Below are 15,429 nucleotides of genomic sequence, written 5' to 3' on the forward strand. Positions count from 1 at the left end.
GATCGCTGTTGACGAGGGATTCCCTGGATTGAATAGGCCCTGTAAGAAGGCGGAATCCCTCGTCAAAGGCGACCGCTTCGCTTCTTCAGATTCAAACCCTTACCATCCGCTACCTACCGCCGCCAAAAAGAATTTCCCCCAGCCTATTGGGTGGGGGAGGTAAGAGCCGTCTAGCGATAGCTTAGCCCTATCGCCGCGAACTTCTCGCCGGGCATGCATGCCGGCGAAATTAATGCTCTGTACCGTTCTCTGTCAGGGTGACAGCGTTTGGTGGATAGCAATCTTTTAGCAGGCGACAATCTAGTCATCGTTAAGGTCTTGTGTCAGCCCAGTGGTAGTAGCTCTATGCTGTTCAATCGTTTATCGCTATGGTGACCGGTATACAAGGTAGCGCGCAGTCAACGCCTGCGTGCATTCGCTCGCGTATATCCGCGCAGCGGGGGGCACTTCATGCCCAGCATTCCCTTTTTTGAAATGGGGTGACTTTATGGACCCGGCGGCCAGTAGCGGAGCGGTCCATTTGAATCTGAAGAAGCGTTAGCGTTCGCCTTTGCAGTGGGATTCTTACCTCGGAATGTTTTATATATCCAGGAATCCTACTGCAACAGCGATCGGAAGATCAAATGGAACGCGCAGCGTTCTCTGAACCCTCCGTGCTCCATAACTCACCCAATATGAAATGGCAGGAGCCCTGATGATGATTCAAAAAATATTGTATCTCCGCAATTTTGCCAGCAAAGTGAACGGGGACTCATACAATTTACAGGAAGTCGGTTTGGGCAAAGCACTCGTTCGAAAAGGCTATGATTGCGATATTGTTTACTACAACGATCGTAAAGAAACCCATCTGGAACAGGTCTACCGTCACGAAGGATGCACCTTGCGTATTATCTGGCTCCACGGGTTTAAGTTCTTAAGCAACAGCATCTACAGAGATGTTCTCAAAGATTCTTTTCTGGATGCTTATGGTCTGGTCATTACTACAGAATACAACCAGATCATGACCTATCTGCTTTCCCGCAAATGTCCTGATAAGCTGGCGTTGTATCACGGCCCATACCGAGATAACACGCACGCGCTGATCCGCAAACTGTACGATATTATGCTGCTGCCGAAGGTAGCAAAATCTCTACGCCGTACCTATGTCAAATCCGATCTCGCCAAGCGCTATTTGGAGAATAAAGGTTTTGACAACGTGGTTACGATTGGAGTCGGACTGGATCGCAATAAAGTAGAGAGAGCATTCGATAGTGACACCAGTAACAACAGTGAAGACATAAGCGGAGACCGTGAGGAAAACCGTGAGGTCGCGAATGAGCTGCGTCGAATCGGTGATCGTCCGGTGCTACTGTATGTTGGTGTACTGGAGGAACGGAGAAATATACATTTTATGCTGACTACGTTCAAAAGGGTACTCCAAAAGCATCCTAGCTGCCTTTTGTTAATGGTCGGGGATGGACGGAAGACGGACACAGACCGCTATTGGACATATGCTCATGAACTGGGAATAACGGACAGTATTATACATTTTTCAAGAGTGGAGCAACGTCATCTGTGGCAGGTTTACGGAGCGGCGGATGTGATGCTGTTTCCGACCCAATACGATATTTTTGGCATGGTGCTGCTGGAAAGCATGCTGTTTCGCGTCCCGATTATCTCTTCGGTAAACGGGGGCTCGGTTACCTTGATTGAGGACGGGGTAAGCGGAGTGATGCTGAGAAGCTTTTCAGAAGAGGAATGGTCTGGTCGAATAGGCGATTTGCTGGATAATGCTGAGCTGAGACGAAGTATGGCGGAGAAGGCCTTCCTTACGGTCGAGCGTATGTCGTGGGATCGCATTGCGGATGAGATAGTAAGCCATCAAGGGATCAAGCCCAGAAGTTCTAACCACGCTATGCAATCAACGCAGGAAAGAGGGGCAGCCACGTGAGCCAACAGGTCAGCAGACAGATGAACCCTCCTGTAAGCAAGGTGCTGATCATCCATAACTTTTATCAGCAAGCCGGGGGGGAAGACAAGGTTGTCGAGCAAGAATCAGCTATGCTGCGTTCCAGAGGAATAGAGACAGAGCATTACTATGTGCACAACGACAGCATTCAAAGCAGAGGGCTAGCGAACATGGCAAAGCTGGCGGTAGAGGCGGCATGGTCCCTGCCGGAATTCAAAAGAATCAAGAAGCTGCTTTTACAGGTGAAGCCAGATGTGGTACATGTGCATAATTTTTTCCCGGTTATATCCCCTTCGGTCTATCATGCTTGTGAACGGCTGGGGATTCCGGTTGTCCAGACACTTCATAATTACAGGCTGATTTGTCCGGCGGCAACCTTTATGCGAGGGAATAAGGTTTGTGAAAAATGCCTGCACGGCACGCTGCTGCATTCCATCCGTCATGGATGCTATCGAGGTTCACAGCTTCAGACGATTCCGGTAGCGGCGATGATTAAGTTCAACGATCTGATCGGCACATGGCAGCACAAGGTAAGTCGCTATATTGCGCTGACAGAGTTTGCACGGGACAAATTTGCCGAAAGCGGTATTCCGCTGGATCGTATCGCGGTAAAGCCGAATTTTGTCCATCATAAAACAGTGAAAACCCAGTATGACCCGAATGATCGTTATTTATTGTTCGTGGGACGGATTTCAGCTGAAAAAGGGGTTCGCAATCTGTTGCAAGCTTGGTCACAGTTGGAAGATCGGGGGGGATTGAGACTGGTCATCATTGGGGATGGTCCGGAAAAGGCTGAATTGACCGCTGCTTATCCGCAGGAAGACGTTCGGTTTCTCGGTAAGCAGGATGGAGACACGGTACTGGATTGCATGAGCCGGGCCATGTATGTCATGGTGCCTTCCATTTGGTATGAAGGATTTCCCATGACCATTGTAGAGTCTTTTTCTGTTGGAACTCCGGTATTATGCAGCCGGCTCGGTGCACTGGAGGAAGTCGTGGAGGACGGGGTGACGGGTTTCCATTTTCAACATGATGATTTGGAAAATATAAAGACTGTGATTCGCTGTGCAGTAGCCTATGAAAACTATGCAGCTATGAGACAGAAGGTGTCGGAAAACTACGCTGCACGCTATACGGAAGAAGTGAATGTGAAGCAGCTGATGGCGATATATAGCGAGGCGATGGAGGAGCGTGATTATGAAGCAGCTGCCCCAATATAGAGTCGGAAGGATTGCGGATGCAGATATTGCAGCACTTACGTTTCAGGAGACGGTACACATGCTGGAACAATGGGCAGTCGGACGAAAGGACGGCTATGTTTGTATTTGCAACACGCATTCCATTGTCACAGCCGGGAATCATTCCGAGTTCCACGAAGCGCTCACTCAAGCCGATTTGTGTACTCCGGACGGTATGCCGTTGGTATGGGCGCTCAAGCTGTACGGATTTGAGCGTCAGGATCGGGTAGATGGTCCCAGTCTGATGCTCAAGTTGTGCGAACGTGCGCCACAGACGAAGGTAAGTATATATTTTTACGGCAGTACGCCGGATACGCTGGATAGCTTAAAAGAAAGAGTAGAACAGGATTACCCCGGAATCCGCATCGCGGGCAGCTTTTCGCCGCCATTTCGTGAGCTTCACCCAGATGAGGAGGAGCGGATCATTGATGAAATCAATGCGTCTGGCGCGCATATCATATTCGTCAGCTTAGGCTGCCCGAAGCAGGAAATATGGATGCATCGAAACAAAGACCGCATTCATGGCGTGATGATTGGAGTAGGGGCGGCCTTTGACTATATCACTGGAAAGGTTCGTAGACCGCCACTAGCGATACAAAAGCTGGGGCTGGAGTGGCTGTACCGTCTGATCTGTGAACCGAAGCGATTATGGAAGAGGTATGCCTATAACAATCCGATGTATGTATACCGTTTTCTAAAATCTTATCGACAAAACAAACGGCTTACGCTTTATCATAATCGGCTTGCAGGAAGAGATATAGAGAAGTGAAGTCGGTAAAAGCAGGATGCAATGAGACAGCATGTAAAAGGGGGAGTTGCTTTGAAGCTATGTGTAATTGGTGCAGGGTATGTCGGGCTGGTGTCGGGGGTCTGTTTTGCCGCACTCGGGAATACCGTCGTCTGTGTAGATCAAAATGAGGACAAAATTCATCAGCTGCGTGCAGGTGGGGTGCCGATTTATGAACCGGGACTAAAGGCTCTAATTAAAGATAATGTAGAACAAGGCCGACTAAGCTTTACAACAGATACGGCTGCTTCGGTGGAGGCAGCCGAAATTGTTATTTTGGCGGTCGGCACGCCTTCACTGCCAGGCGGAGAAGCGAACCTGTCCTATATTGAAGAAGCCGCCTGCGAGGTGGCAGACGCCATGAATGGCTACAAAGTAATTGTCACCAAAAGCACGGTGCCTGTCGGAACGAACGAACGTATTCAAAATTGGATTGCGAGCCGCACAAACTATTCGTTTGGTGTGGCTTCGGTTCCTGAATTTTTACGCGAAGGCTCAGCAGTCATAGACACCCTACAGCCAGATCGAATCATCATCGGAGCTTCCGATCCGCATGTGTCCGCTGTGCTGACTACACTGCACGAGCCGTTGACGACAAATATCGTAACCACGGATATCCGTTCGGCGGAGATGATCAAGTACGCGTCGAATGCTTTTTTGGCGACCAAAATTTCGTTTATTAATGAGATTGCAAATATTTGCGAAAAGGTGGGCGCAGACGTTACACGCGTGGCACACGGTATGGGACTGGATCAGCGGATCGGTTCCTCCTTTTTGTCTGCTGGTATCGGCTATGGGGGTTCCTGTTTTCCCAAGGATACACAAGCTCTGATCCAAATTGCAGGTAACGTGGACTATGAATTCAAGCTGCTGAAATCTGTGGTGGAAGTGAATCAGGGGCAACGTTTTAACGTGATTCGTAAACTGAAAGAGGCGCTGGGTGATCTGGAGGGAGCTACGATTGGTATATGGGGACTGGCCTTTAAACCGAATACAGATGACGTAAGAGATGCCCCGGCGCTGGATATCATGCAGTCGCTGCTGGAGGCAGGGGCGCAAATTCGTGCGTATGACCCGATCGCTACGGCTAACTTCCGCAGACTGCTGGACAGCTCGGAAGTAACGTGGGCAGATAGCGCACGAGAAGCGGCAGAGGGATGTGACGCACTGTGTCTATTGACGGAATGGGAAGAGTTTGGTGATATCGGGTTGGGTGAGCTGAATGAGCTTATGAAGTATCCAATTATGATTGACGGACGCAATGTGTACAGCGAAGAGCAAATCAGACAATCCGCCTTTGCATACTATTCTGTCGGCAGGCCACAGATGAACAATCTGGATGTAGATCGTCATCCGTCTGTAGTGAATCCGTAAAGGGGAGGCTGCGTATGAAACGATGGCTGAAGATGACATTGGGGGCTGCGGCATTATTGGTCGTAGGAGCTGCTGCCTACACCGCTTATGTGTATCATTCCTTTAAAACGGCGGCGAATGCGATGTATCATCCGCGCAGCATCGTGCAGCCTGGGGCGGTTTCTACCCTTGCAACGGGCGGAGCAGGGCGATCTGTAGGTACAGACACTGGATCAAGTACACCCAATCCGGCAGCCATCTCCCAGTTCAAGCCGTTCACCGTGCTGGTGCTGGGCGTAGATCGGCGGCCTCACGATCCAGGACGATCGGATACGATGATCGTCTTGTCTGTTAACCCTGCCGAAGGCTCTATGTTGATGTTCAACATTCCGCGTGATACGCGAACAGAGCTGATCGGCAGGGGGCGTGAGGACAAAATCAATCACGCTTTTGCTTTTGGGGGCGTGGATATGTCGATTCGTACGGTTGAGCATTTTTTGAACCATCCGATAGATTACTATGTGCAGATGAACATGGAAGGGTTTGCGAAAATGGTGGACCTTATGGGGGGAGTGGAGGTTCATAATCCACTTGATTTTCAATATGAGGGCCATCATTTTGCGCAGGGTAATTTGAACTTGAACGGGGCTGAGGCGTTGGCCTACGCTCGTATGCGATTCGATGATCCACGTGGAGATCTCGGAAGAAATGCCCGCCAGCGGGAGCTCCTCAAGCAAATTCTGGCCCAGTCTATCAGCAAGGAAGGGCTGTTGAGGGTAAAGCCGATATTGGAAGCAGCGGGGGAGCAGATTCGCACAGACATTACCTTTGACGATATGACCACTTTCCTGACCCGGATCGGTCCGTCCCTCAAGCAGACGGATACCGTTGAACTGAAGGGACATGGGCGTAAAATTAACGGTGTATATTATTACATTGTGGATGAGCAGGAACGCCAGCGTCTCCATGGAGTGCTGGAGAAGCACATGCTTACCACGGCCATATCGCCTTAGGTAAGCCTTATGTAGACGGGTGCCCTATTTGGGAGGTCACCCGTTATTTTCTTCTAAAGACTTCTAAACAAGGCTTGTCCCACATACATCTGTAGAGAATTCGGTATAGTCGAACAGAGGGAGGGGCAGTGTGTGCTGTTTAGAAGGAGAGCGGCTTCGGCGTTCGTCCGTAAGCTATTATATTTTGCCATCATATGTGGATTGTTATGGCTGCTGTGGCTGGGTCTGCGTGGGGTGATGTCTACAGGCGAGGGCGATCAAGCGGTCGAAGCACTGAACGAGTTCTACACTATGGAGCAATCGGGAAATTTCGGAGGATCATGGGAGTTTTTTCATTCGCAAATGAAAAAGAAATTCGAGAAATCTACGTATGTACAGCAGCGTGCGCACGTTTTTATGCAGGATATGGGGACGGATACGTTTACGTTTGAACTGGGGGAGCCGCAGGCTGAATATGACATTCGTACCGATCCGAATGGAGAAGAATTAGGGAAGGTTTACCGTATTACGGTCACTCAGCATTACAAGACCCGATTCGGTAATTTTGATATCGTACAGCCTTGTTATGTGACACAGGAAGATGAGAAATGGCGGGTGCTTTGGATATACAAGGACAAGGAATAGAGGTTGCGTGGTGTTTCTAAAAGGTTAAATATGGTACAATACTTCCAAAACCGGAAATGTACAGTAAAATGGATCACAGCTTCACTCCGGATGGAAGGAGTTTCATAGCATGCAGCAAGCGACAGGACAGGTTCCCGTCATACGTATGGAGGGTGTGAGTAAAATCATTTCCTCAAAAGCGATCGTGGATGATCTGACGCTGGAGGTTCCGGCGGGACAGGTATTTGGTTTCCTCGGACCCAATGGTGCGGGAAAAACGACTACCATCCGTATGATGGTTGGCCTGATTTCGATCAGCAAGGGCGATATTCATATTTGTGGAGACAGCATTAATACCGATTTTGAGAAGGCCGTTTCCCATGTCGGCGCGATTGTTGAGAACCCGGAGATGTACAAGTTTTTGACAGGCTATCAAAATTTGCAGCATTTTGCGCGAATGTCTCCTGGGGTGACCCAAGAGCGCGTGGATGAAGCGATTCGTTTGGTGGGACTCGGAAACCGAATTCATGATAAAGTAAAAACCTACTCGCTCGGGATGCGGCAGCGACTTGGGGTAGCTCAGGCTATTTTGCATCGACCGAAGCTGCTCGTGCTGGACGAGCCGACCAACGGCTTGGACCCGCAGGGTATTCGAGAACTGCGGGATTATTTGCGTCAATTGACCCGTACGGAAGGAATTACCGTGTTCGTATCAAGCCATTTGTTGTCTGAGATGGAGCTGATGTGCGACCGTGTAGCCATTATTCAGAGCGGACGGCTGGTTGATATCAAGCAGCTGAAGAATACAGGGGAGGAAGTGCAGACGGCAGAAATTGCTTTTGAGGTAAATGATGCCGAGCAAGCTTATGCGCTTGCTGGAGCAGGGCGCGTCGAAGGCAATCAACTGCTGCTTCACTTGGAGCGGGAACAGATCGCAGAGATGAACAGCCTGCTGGCTGCAAACGGAGTTAAAGTATATGCGATTCGCCCGATTGCCCGTACGCTGGAAGATCAATTTTTGGAAGTGACGGGAGGCGGGTTCATTGGCTGATTTTTTCAAGTTGGTACATAACGAAAATCTGAAAATTTACCTGCGTGTGCGCACATGGATTATGCTGGGTCTGCTGGCGGTCATCACTGCTGCGATTCCGATGCTGATTTCCCTGGTATCTGATCAGGTCAGTGTGTGGGATGGGATTGCGTTGACGACGTTGTTTACATTTTTCCTCAATACGACGTTTACGGTCATTGTAGCCGCTGATTCGGTGGCTGGTGAATTTACTTGGGGAACGATTAAGCTGCTGCTCATCCGACCTTGGACTCGAAGCAAAATATTGTTGTCCAAGTATATATCCGTGATTTTGTTCAGTTTGCTCGGAACGATCATTTTGATCTTGATGGTTACGCTGTCCTCATGGCTGATGTTATCCAAGGATGCACCAGCGGGTTCTGTTCCGCTGTTCAGTGATCCGATATCTTATGTAACGCTGAACTTCTTGTATAGCTATATCGCCTTATTCGTGACGATGGCCTTTGCATTTATGCTATCCGCAGTTTTCCGTTCCAGTGCCTTGGCGATTGGGCTGTCGCTGTTCATGATGTTCACCAAAACAGTCTATAACTCTATTGGCTTGTTCAGCACAGATCGTTTTGAATGGACCAAATACGTACTATTTACGCATATGGATCTGAAAAAATATCTAGATATGCCACCGGGTACGGTAAGTTCCAGTCTAACCTTTTCGCTCACCGTGCTGGCCGCCTATTATGTGATTTTTATCGCCATTGCCTGGGTGGTTTTCGTAAAACGGGATGTTTCGACCTAAATGGAAGTGCCATAGAGTAACACAAAAGGACGTTCAAATGCCTAGCATTTGGACGTCCTTTTGTTATTTCAGGATGTTGCAAAATCCTCATTTAAGACTATTTTATCCTGTATCTATGTCATTTTTTACTACACATTCTGCGTGAAGGGGTATATTGTAAACTATTTTCAGCAACAATCAATCAATAGGGTCATTTTGCGTTTAAAGAGGTAGAGAGAAACAGAACAGAGGGGGGCCGCATGATATGCTGCAAAATAATCGTTTTTTTCGTCTGACTACTGGTATTGTCATGCTATTACTCATCATTTACTTGGGCACCAAAGTAAGCTTTATATTCAGTCCTCTCGTATCTTTGGTCAGCTTGCTGGTTGTACCGTTGATGCTATCTTTTTTCCTCTATTATTTATTGAGGCCGATTGTAGATGTAATGGAACGTAGAAAAATCAAACGATCTATCTCCATCTTGCTGATTTATTTGGTCATTGGAGTGTTATTGTTTGTTTTCTCATGGGGTGTGTGGCCTACGCTACGTGATCAGGTAACCAATTTATTTGAAAATGCGCCGAAGCTCATTAAAAGTCTGGTTGATCAATTGAGCCAATGGCGGCATAATCAATCCTTGAGACAAGTGCTGCCTCCGGGTGAAGACCCGCTGTCACAACTGTCAGATACGTTGAACGAAGCTTTTTCGACACTGTCTGATTATTCGGTAAAGCTGGTATCGTTCGTGTCCTACTTTTTTATCGTATTGGCTACTTTTCCTATATTGCTCTATTACATGCTGAAGGAAGGGAACAAGTTTGGCCCTAAAATGCTAAACTTCTTTCCTAAAAAATATCACAAAGATGCGTTGGAGGTCATGGAAGATATCGATAGCGCGCTCAGCAGCTTTATCGTCAGTCGGGTGCTGATCAATATCGCGTTGGGTGTGATGATGTTCCTTGGATTTTTAATTATTGGTTTGCCTTATGCCTTGCTGCTCGCCGTTATTTCGATTTTTCTTAATTTTATTCCCTATGTGGGGGCAGTGGCTGCTTCTATACCTGTAGTTATTATTGGATTTCTCGAATCACCTTCGATGGCGCTCTGGTCGCTGGTCGTGGTGATTGCTGCACAGCAAATTCAGGATAATTGGCTGTCACCTATAGTTTTTGGCAAGCAGCTGGATATTCATCCATTGACTGTCGTTATTTTACTGTTGGTTGGTGGCGACCTGCTCGGGATTCTGGGTATCATTTTGGTGATTCCATTGTATATGTGCGGAAAAATTGTCATACGTAAGGTGTACCAATTATTTTTGGAACGCAGAGTGGAGGATATTATGGAATGAATGGAGTATATACTGATTTTACCCTGCTTCGGATTGCAGATCGGCTTGGCTGTCCTCCCTGTTTTTGCTGAAACTAGATTGGGTTTCGTCGTTTGACTCATCCGTAGAAATTGACAACTCTACATCCTTTGTTCGGTTCATTTGACTTGTGCCGTCCAGTACACCGCCTTCAGATATGACCAATGCAGCGGTCGCCGTATTTCCGTACAGTTCACCTGTCGGCGTAATGGTCAGTCGTCCTTCTGTAGTAATGCTGCCGAACACCTTACCGGCAAGAATGACGTCTTGTGCGATGATGTCCGAACGTACTACAGCAGATTCTCCAATGACGACAGTACGAGTGCTGCGGATATCGCCCTGAAAATGACCATCAATCCGAATATTGGCCTCTGCCTCAACTGTACCTTCAAAGCTGGTGCCATTAGCGAGCAGTGTATCCATAGCTGGGGCGGAGAGCTTTTTTTTGGATTCCTTGAACATGATGATTTTCCCCCAATCTTTTATTGTAAGGATTTTGAAAAGTCCTCATTGTACATACAGTAATGGATCGACAGGTTGGTTATGCTTGACGATCTGAAAATGAAGATGAGGTCCCGTGCTTCTCCCGGTACTTCCTAACAGACCGATGGTCTGTCCTTTGTGGACACGATCTCCCGGAGCCACCTGCATGCCGCTCAGGTGCATATACCAGCTCTGGAGTCCGTCAGGATGCTGGATGATGATGCACTTGCCGCGGGCTCCGCTAGAAGCAGCCTCCAAGACGGTGCCTGCTCCTGCTGCATAGACAGGATCACCGGTTTGTCCGGCAATGTCCACGCCTGAATGAAAGGCAGATCTACCCGTAAAAGGGTCGCTGCGATAGCCGAAACTGGAGGTCATTCGCCGTGAACCTGCAGGCCAAACGGAGGGATTCCCTTGTTCGGCAAGAGCCAGCCTACGGGTCTGGAGTAGCTGTGCGGCTTGTTTGCGCTCCAAATTCTGCTGTACGGCATTTGCTTGCTGAATAGAGCGGGGAACCGTACGTTCCACCGTGTCCAACAGAGATTCGATCTCCTGAAAATCATCCATTGCCTGGCGAGTTAGGAGGGCAGTATTTTCATGCACTGCGATCAGTTCACCTCCAATATGGCCGGAAGCATCCCAGGAGAGCGGCGTCATGGTCTTTTTATGGTTACTTGTGGCAGATGAGTTTCCATGTTTACGAATGAATTGCTGCATTTGTTGTTCCAGCTCTGTTACGCGCTGAAGGCGTTCACGAATATTGGTGGCTTGATTCGTCAGCTCCATGACTTCCTGCCGTAGTCGCCCAATGGCTGCATCCTTGTCCGCTACCGTGACCTCCATCTGCAAACTCTGGACAGCAAGATTCGTTTCCATTTGGGAGATAATATGGGAAGAACGGATTTGCAGCCCGATCACGAGTGTAGAGATAGAGGCGATCACAAGAGTCGGGACGAGAATGACAGCGGCAGTAGAGCATTGTAGCTGCTTGGGCGGTTGCTGTGCATCCCGAATAACAAGCAGGGTCATCCGGCGATTTAGGCTTCCTTTTTTCATAATCGCTCCTTTCCGGACATCGCTCCTATAGTGCTTGGTTACTATCTATTCAGCTTAAGAGGCAAACATGTCAAAAAAATTGGAGCTTAGTATAAAACGTAGATGAGGATTTTGCAAAATCCTAAGATATATAAGGAGGCTTAGACATGCTGTGGTTGCTGTTGGTTTTAATTGTTTTTATTTTTCAGACCGGGACGATCCTGCTCTTTGAATTTCGCAAGCCGTCCAAAGCGGTAGCCTGGCTCTTTATTTTGTTTTGCTTCCCGCTCATTGGCTTTGTCGTGTACTACTTTGTTGCACAGGATTATCAGAAGCGCAAAATGGTTCGAAAAGGGGGATCGCAGCTGTTTCGTGAATTTCGCGAGCGTCTGTGGGCGCAATCCAAAGTGATTGAACATGTGGAGCAAATGCATAATCCTCATTTCAAGCATCAGGAGCGTCTGTTTAACCAGTTAATTCGTATGTCGGAAAACCCGTTGACTGGATGTAATCGCACACGTGTGCTGACGAACGGTGAAGAAACCTTCGAGGCTATGCTGACAGCGATGGAAAATGCGCAACATCATATCCATGTGGAGTTTTACATATTTCGGGCTGACGAAATTGGAAGAAAGTTTCAAGAGATCATGATCCGCAAGGCACGTGAGGGAGTAAAGGTACGATTCGTTGTGGATGGTGTAGGAAGCTACAATTTGCCCTATTCCTTTATTCGTACCTGTAGTGAGGCGGGAGTAGAATTTCATTATTTTCTACCTCCGTTTTTCGCCACGCTGGACCGCCGGATTAACTATCGCAATCACAGGAAAATCGTGGTGGTGGACGGCATGATCGGATTTGTAGGAGGGATTAATGTAGGCGACGATTATCTCGGAAAATACCCCAAAGTGGGATTTTGGAGGGATACACACTTGCAGATTGAAGGAGATAGCGTCTATTTTCTGCAAAATGCATTTCTTAGCGACTGGAAGCTGGCCTCGGGGGAGAGATTGATGGATGTGAATTTATTTCCTCCACATACCTGCACCGGGGATGAGGAAGTACAGATTTTGAGCAGCGGTCCCGATCAGGTTTGGGATACGATTCAGGAAATGTGTTTTGGAGCGCTCACGGTTGCCAAAAAGCGGATTTGGATTACGACGCCGTATTTTATTCCCGATCTGGGGATTTATGAGGCGCTCAAGCTGGCAGCAGTCAGTGGCGTAGATGTGAAGATTATTATTCCCTACCAATCCGATTCGAAGCTGGTTCATCTGGCGTCTTTATCCTATGTGCAAGAATTGCTGGAGGCAGGGGTGGAGTTCTACCAATATCGAAAAGGATTTATTCACGCCAAAGTGGTGATTGTTGATGATTTACTCGGTTCGGTCGGGACCGCCAATATGGACATGCGCAGCTTTTTCTATAATTTTGAGTTGACCGCTATAGTTTTTGCTAATTCAGCGCTGGAACGGCTTTCGGCAGATTTTGTAGAGGACATTTCCAACTCCTCACGCATAGATTTGAACGTGTTCCGCAGACGGCCTCGATCTCAGAAAATAGCTGAAATTCTAACTCGCATGCTCTCTCCACTCCTTTAAAGGCGGTTTTCGCCGTTTTTATCGATATAATCCCTCTTTATTGTGATTTATGTGCTCTTTGCTAACTTTTTTGCGCAAAATCGCAGTTTTATGGTATACTATTCATATAACACAAGCGCGGTAAAGGAGAGGGGACTGCGGATAGCAGCCCCTTTTTCGGTCCAATATACCATACTGTAACGGGGGGATTTATATATGAGTGTAGTGAGCAAGGAAGTCCAAAATCTGTCTGAGATCACAGATGTGACCGGAGAGTTGACCAAGATCAGCAAAATTCCAGCTAATCCGAAGAACAAAGTAAAACGCCTGTTTCAGCGTGCAGCCATGATTGTGGTTGGTGCAGCTCTGATGGCAGTGGGATTGGAAATATTTCTGGTTCCTAACGGCGTTATTGACGGAGGCGTTACAGGTATTTCCATCATGGCCTCCAAGATTACTGGCTATCCGCTCGGTATTTTCCTGACCCTGTTGAACCTTCCATTTTTAGTTATCGGCTACAAACAAATCGGTAAAACCTTCGCTTTATCCACATTATTCGGTATCGTCGTTATGTCCATCGGAACCGCGTTACTTCACAATGTAAGTGCATTGACTCCTGGCGAACCGCTGCTCGGCGCTATTTTTGGGGGCGTCATTCTCGGTGTTGGGGTGGGTCTTGTGATTCGGTCCGGCGGCTCGCTGGATGGGACAGAGATCGTAGCTATTCTCGTCAGTGAAAAAACTCCTTTTTCGGTCGGTGAGATCGTACTGTTCGTTAATATCTTCATTCTGGGAAGTGCAGGTTTTGTGTTCGGTTGGCCAAATGCCCTGTATTCCATGATTGCTTATTATATCGCCATGAAAATGATTGATATTACGATTGAAGGTCTGGATCAGTCCAAATCGGTCTGGATTATTAGTGAAAAATACCGTGATATCGGGGATGCCCTGACAGACCGTCTTGGACGGGGCGTCACTTATCTGGAAGGTGAAGGCGGCTTTACGGGCGAAAGCAAGAAAGTGATTTTCGTCGTCATTACCCGACTGGAGGAAGCGAAGCTGAAGAGCATCGTTGAAGATTGGGACCCGCACGCTTTCGTGGCGATCGGTAACATTCACGATGTGAAGGGCGGACGTTTTAAGAAAAAAGGAATACACTAGCGCAAGGGGACAATTTCTCAGCCTAATGGCTGCGGGGTTCGTCCCCTTTTTTGTTCTTCCAAGCATGGATCAGGTTCGGTGTGCCTTGGTGCGCATATGCTTGAGGACGTCTTCTACGGGCTGGGGAGGAACCTTGTCGATCAAGTCGCCTACCTGGTTTAGTCGTTCCTCAATATTCAACAAATGGTAGTCAAGTGGTGATACATCTTGCCGTACCTCTTCCCATGTTAGCGGAGTGGAGACCGTAGCGCCGGGGCGTGCCCGCGGGGTATAAGGAGCGGCCAGAGTTTTCCCCTGATAATGCTGCAAGTAATCAAAATAGATGGCTGTTCCACGATCCTTCTTTAACCGTTCGAGTGTGAACAGATGCGGGTGCTTTTCTGTCACAAACTGTCCGACTAATAGCCCGATGCTGCGAAGTTCGTCGAAGGTTATGCCTGTACGGATCGGAACGATAATTTGTACACCTGTGGCCCCGGATGTTTTGGGGACGGAATCCAAACCAAGCGAAGCCAGTACTTCACCGACAATAGAGGCGGCCTCCATAATACGTGGCTCCACCTCTCTGGATGGATCAAGGTCTATCATCCATTCACAGGGCAGCTTGCTTCCCGTTTCATGCAGAGAGGGGTGGAATTCCAACGCAGCTTGATTACCAAGCCAGAGAAGCTGTGGCAATTTGCCGAGCACGATATATTCAATACCATCATGCAGAGCGGTTTCAATATAGTCTGGCCGAGGACGTGGGGCATTTTTCTGATAAAAAAAATCACCATGAATCCCATGTGGCCAGCGGATGACGGTCAGCAGACGATGATGACAATATTTGAGCAGGAAGGGAGCCAATACCGCGAGCTTGCGAAGATATAGCGCCTTAGTCACGCCTGCTTCAGGCCACAGCAGTTTATCTGGGTTTGTGATAGGAATTTCCTGACCTTCAATGGTAATTGTACCTTTAACAGCTTGTCCCATAGTGCTATCCTCCTTTGGCTAATATGCAGCAAAATCTTTATTTACAGGCTGATTGTTGAGCTTATAGATCTACATATGGTTTAAC

At 48.1% G+C, this 15,429-nt stretch carries 14 protein-coding genes; 11 read left to right on the top strand and 3 right to left on the bottom strand.

Annotation, left to right across the window (positions count from 1 at the left end):
* The first annotated feature begins 697 nt into the window (after positions 1–697).
* From MHI21_RS06280 to MHI21_RS06320, 9 genes are all read left to right on the top strand, one after another.
* Positions 698–1,930: a glycosyltransferase family 4 protein gene (locus tag MHI21_RS06280; protein ID WP_342420183.1), complete on the top strand. Its 1,233-nt coding sequence runs from the start codon at positions 698–700 to the stop codon at positions 1,928–1,930.
* Positions 1,927–3,168: a glycosyltransferase family 4 protein gene (locus tag MHI21_RS06285; RefSeq protein WP_341162044.1), complete on the top strand. Its 1,242-nt coding sequence runs from the start codon at positions 1,927–1,929 to the stop codon at positions 3,166–3,168. Before MHI21_RS06280 ends, MHI21_RS06285 begins: the two co-directional genes overlap by 4 nt.
* Positions 3,146–3,955 (top strand): WecB/TagA/CpsF family glycosyltransferase, encoded by an 810-nt coding sequence (locus tag MHI21_RS06290; protein ID WP_341162043.1) that lies wholly within the window; start codon positions 3,146–3,148, stop codon positions 3,953–3,955. The genes MHI21_RS06285 and MHI21_RS06290 overlap by 23 nt, the downstream gene beginning before the upstream one ends.
* Before the next feature lie 51 nt (positions 3,956–4,006).
* Positions 4,007–5,347 carry a UDP-glucose/GDP-mannose dehydrogenase family protein gene (locus tag MHI21_RS06295; protein ID WP_341163702.1) on the top strand — a complete coding sequence of 447 codons (1,341 nt, stop codon included), beginning with the start codon at positions 4,007–4,009 and terminating at the stop codon, positions 5,345–5,347.
* Positions 5,348–5,361: 14 nt separating this feature from the next.
* A complete protein-coding gene (locus MHI21_RS06300) occupies positions 5,362–6,339 on the top strand; it encodes an LCP family protein (RefSeq protein ID WP_342419666.1) in 978 nt (325 codons plus the stop codon).
* Positions 6,340–6,471: 132 nt separating this feature from the next.
* Positions 6,472–6,963, top strand: a complete 492-nt coding sequence (locus MHI21_RS06305; RefSeq protein ID WP_061830260.1) for a hypothetical protein — start codon at positions 6,472–6,474, stop codon at positions 6,961–6,963.
* A 109-nt stretch (positions 6,964–7,072) separates the two neighbouring features.
* The gene (locus MHI21_RS06310; RefSeq protein ID WP_061830259.1) at positions 7,073–7,993 is read left to right on the top strand and encodes an ABC transporter ATP-binding protein; all 921 of its coding nucleotides are present in this window, start codon (positions 7,073–7,075) and stop codon (positions 7,991–7,993) included.
* Positions 7,986–8,768, top strand: coding sequence for an ABC transporter permease subunit (locus MHI21_RS06315; RefSeq protein ID WP_165176441.1), 783 nt, complete (start codon positions 7,986–7,988; stop codon positions 8,766–8,768). Before MHI21_RS06310 ends, MHI21_RS06315 begins: the two co-directional genes overlap by 8 nt.
* A gap of 244 nt (positions 8,769–9,012) precedes the next feature.
* Positions 9,013–10,098, top strand: coding sequence for an AI-2E family transporter (locus MHI21_RS06320; protein WP_341162041.1), 1,086 nt, complete (start codon positions 9,013–9,015; stop codon positions 10,096–10,098).
* Between the two features lie 18 nt (positions 10,099–10,116).
* Here MHI21_RS06320 and MHI21_RS06325 read toward each other — a convergent pair whose 3' ends face one another.
* Together MHI21_RS06325 and MHI21_RS06330 are read right to left on the bottom strand one after the other, a co-directional pair.
* A complete protein-coding gene (locus tag MHI21_RS06325) occupies positions 10,117–10,578 on the bottom strand; it encodes a polymer-forming cytoskeletal protein (RefSeq protein ID WP_342419667.1) in 462 nt (153 codons plus the stop codon).
* Positions 10,579–10,623: 45 nt separating this feature from the next.
* A complete protein-coding gene (locus tag MHI21_RS06330) occupies positions 10,624–11,655 on the bottom strand; it encodes a M23 family metallopeptidase (RefSeq protein WP_342419668.1) in 1,032 nt (343 codons plus the stop codon).
* Between the two features lie 146 nt (positions 11,656–11,801).
* On the opposite strand from MHI21_RS06330, the gene cls reads away from it, so the two are divergent.
* Both cls and MHI21_RS06340 read left to right on the top strand, forming a co-directional pair.
* Positions 11,802–13,232: a cardiolipin synthase gene (gene cls, locus MHI21_RS06335; RefSeq protein ID WP_165176435.1), complete on the top strand. Its 1,431-nt coding sequence runs from the start codon at positions 11,802–11,804 to the stop codon at positions 13,230–13,232.
* Between the two features lie 195 nt (positions 13,233–13,427).
* The gene (locus MHI21_RS06340; protein ID WP_165176433.1) at positions 13,428–14,372 is read left to right on the top strand and encodes a YitT family protein; all 945 of its coding nucleotides are present in this window, start codon (positions 13,428–13,430) and stop codon (positions 14,370–14,372) included.
* Positions 14,373–14,441: 69 nt separating this feature from the next.
* Here the strand turns inward: MHI21_RS06340 and ligD are convergent, their stop codons facing one another.
* Positions 14,442–15,344, bottom strand: a complete 903-nt coding sequence (gene ligD / locus MHI21_RS06345; RefSeq protein WP_342419669.1) for a non-homologous end-joining DNA ligase — start codon at positions 15,342–15,344, stop codon at positions 14,442–14,444.
* Positions 15,345–15,429 lie beyond the last annotated feature (85 nt).

The sequence above is a fragment of the Paenibacillus sp. FSL H8-0168 genome (genome assembly GCF_038592955.1).
In the GTDB taxonomy this organism is placed as follows: domain Bacteria; phylum Bacillota; class Bacilli; order Paenibacillales; family Paenibacillaceae; genus Paenibacillus; species Paenibacillus polymyxa_B.

What these genes read in the sequence shown, in the direction of transcription:
- MHI21_RS06280 (WP_342420183.1), top strand. Translation starts at nt 698, where the DNA reads ATGATTCAAAAAATATTGTATCTCCGCAATTTTGCCAGCAAAGTGAAC.
- MHI21_RS06290 (WP_341162043.1), top strand. Translation starts at nt 3,146, where the DNA reads ATGAAGCAGCTGCCCCAATATAGAGTCGGAAGGATTGCGGATGCAGAT.
- MHI21_RS06300 (WP_342419666.1), top strand. Translation starts at nt 5,362, where the DNA reads ATGAAACGATGGCTGAAGATGACATTGGGGGCTGCGGCATTATTGGTC.
- MHI21_RS06310 (WP_061830259.1), top strand. Translation starts at nt 7,073, where the DNA reads ATGCAGCAAGCGACAGGACAGGTTCCCGTCATACGTATGGAGGGTGTG.
- MHI21_RS06320 (WP_341162041.1), top strand. Translation starts at nt 9,013, where the DNA reads ATGCTGCAAAATAATCGTTTTTTTCGTCTGACTACTGGTATTGTCATG.
- MHI21_RS06325 (WP_342419667.1), bottom strand. Translation starts at nt 10,578, where the DNA reads ATGTTCAAGGAATCCAAAAAAAAGCTCTCCGCCCCAGCTATGGATACA.
- MHI21_RS06330 (WP_342419668.1), bottom strand. Translation starts at nt 11,655, where the DNA reads ATGAAAAAAGGAAGCCTAAATCGCCGGATGACCCTGCTTGTTATTCGG.
- cls (WP_165176435.1), top strand. Translation starts at nt 11,802, where the DNA reads ATGCTGTGGTTGCTGTTGGTTTTAATTGTTTTTATTTTTCAGACCGGG.
- MHI21_RS06340 (WP_165176433.1), top strand. Translation starts at nt 13,428, where the DNA reads ATGAGTGTAGTGAGCAAGGAAGTCCAAAATCTGTCTGAGATCACAGAT.
- ligD (WP_342419669.1), bottom strand. Translation starts at nt 15,344, where the DNA reads ATGGGACAAGCTGTTAAAGGTACAATTACCATTGAAGGTCAGGAAATT.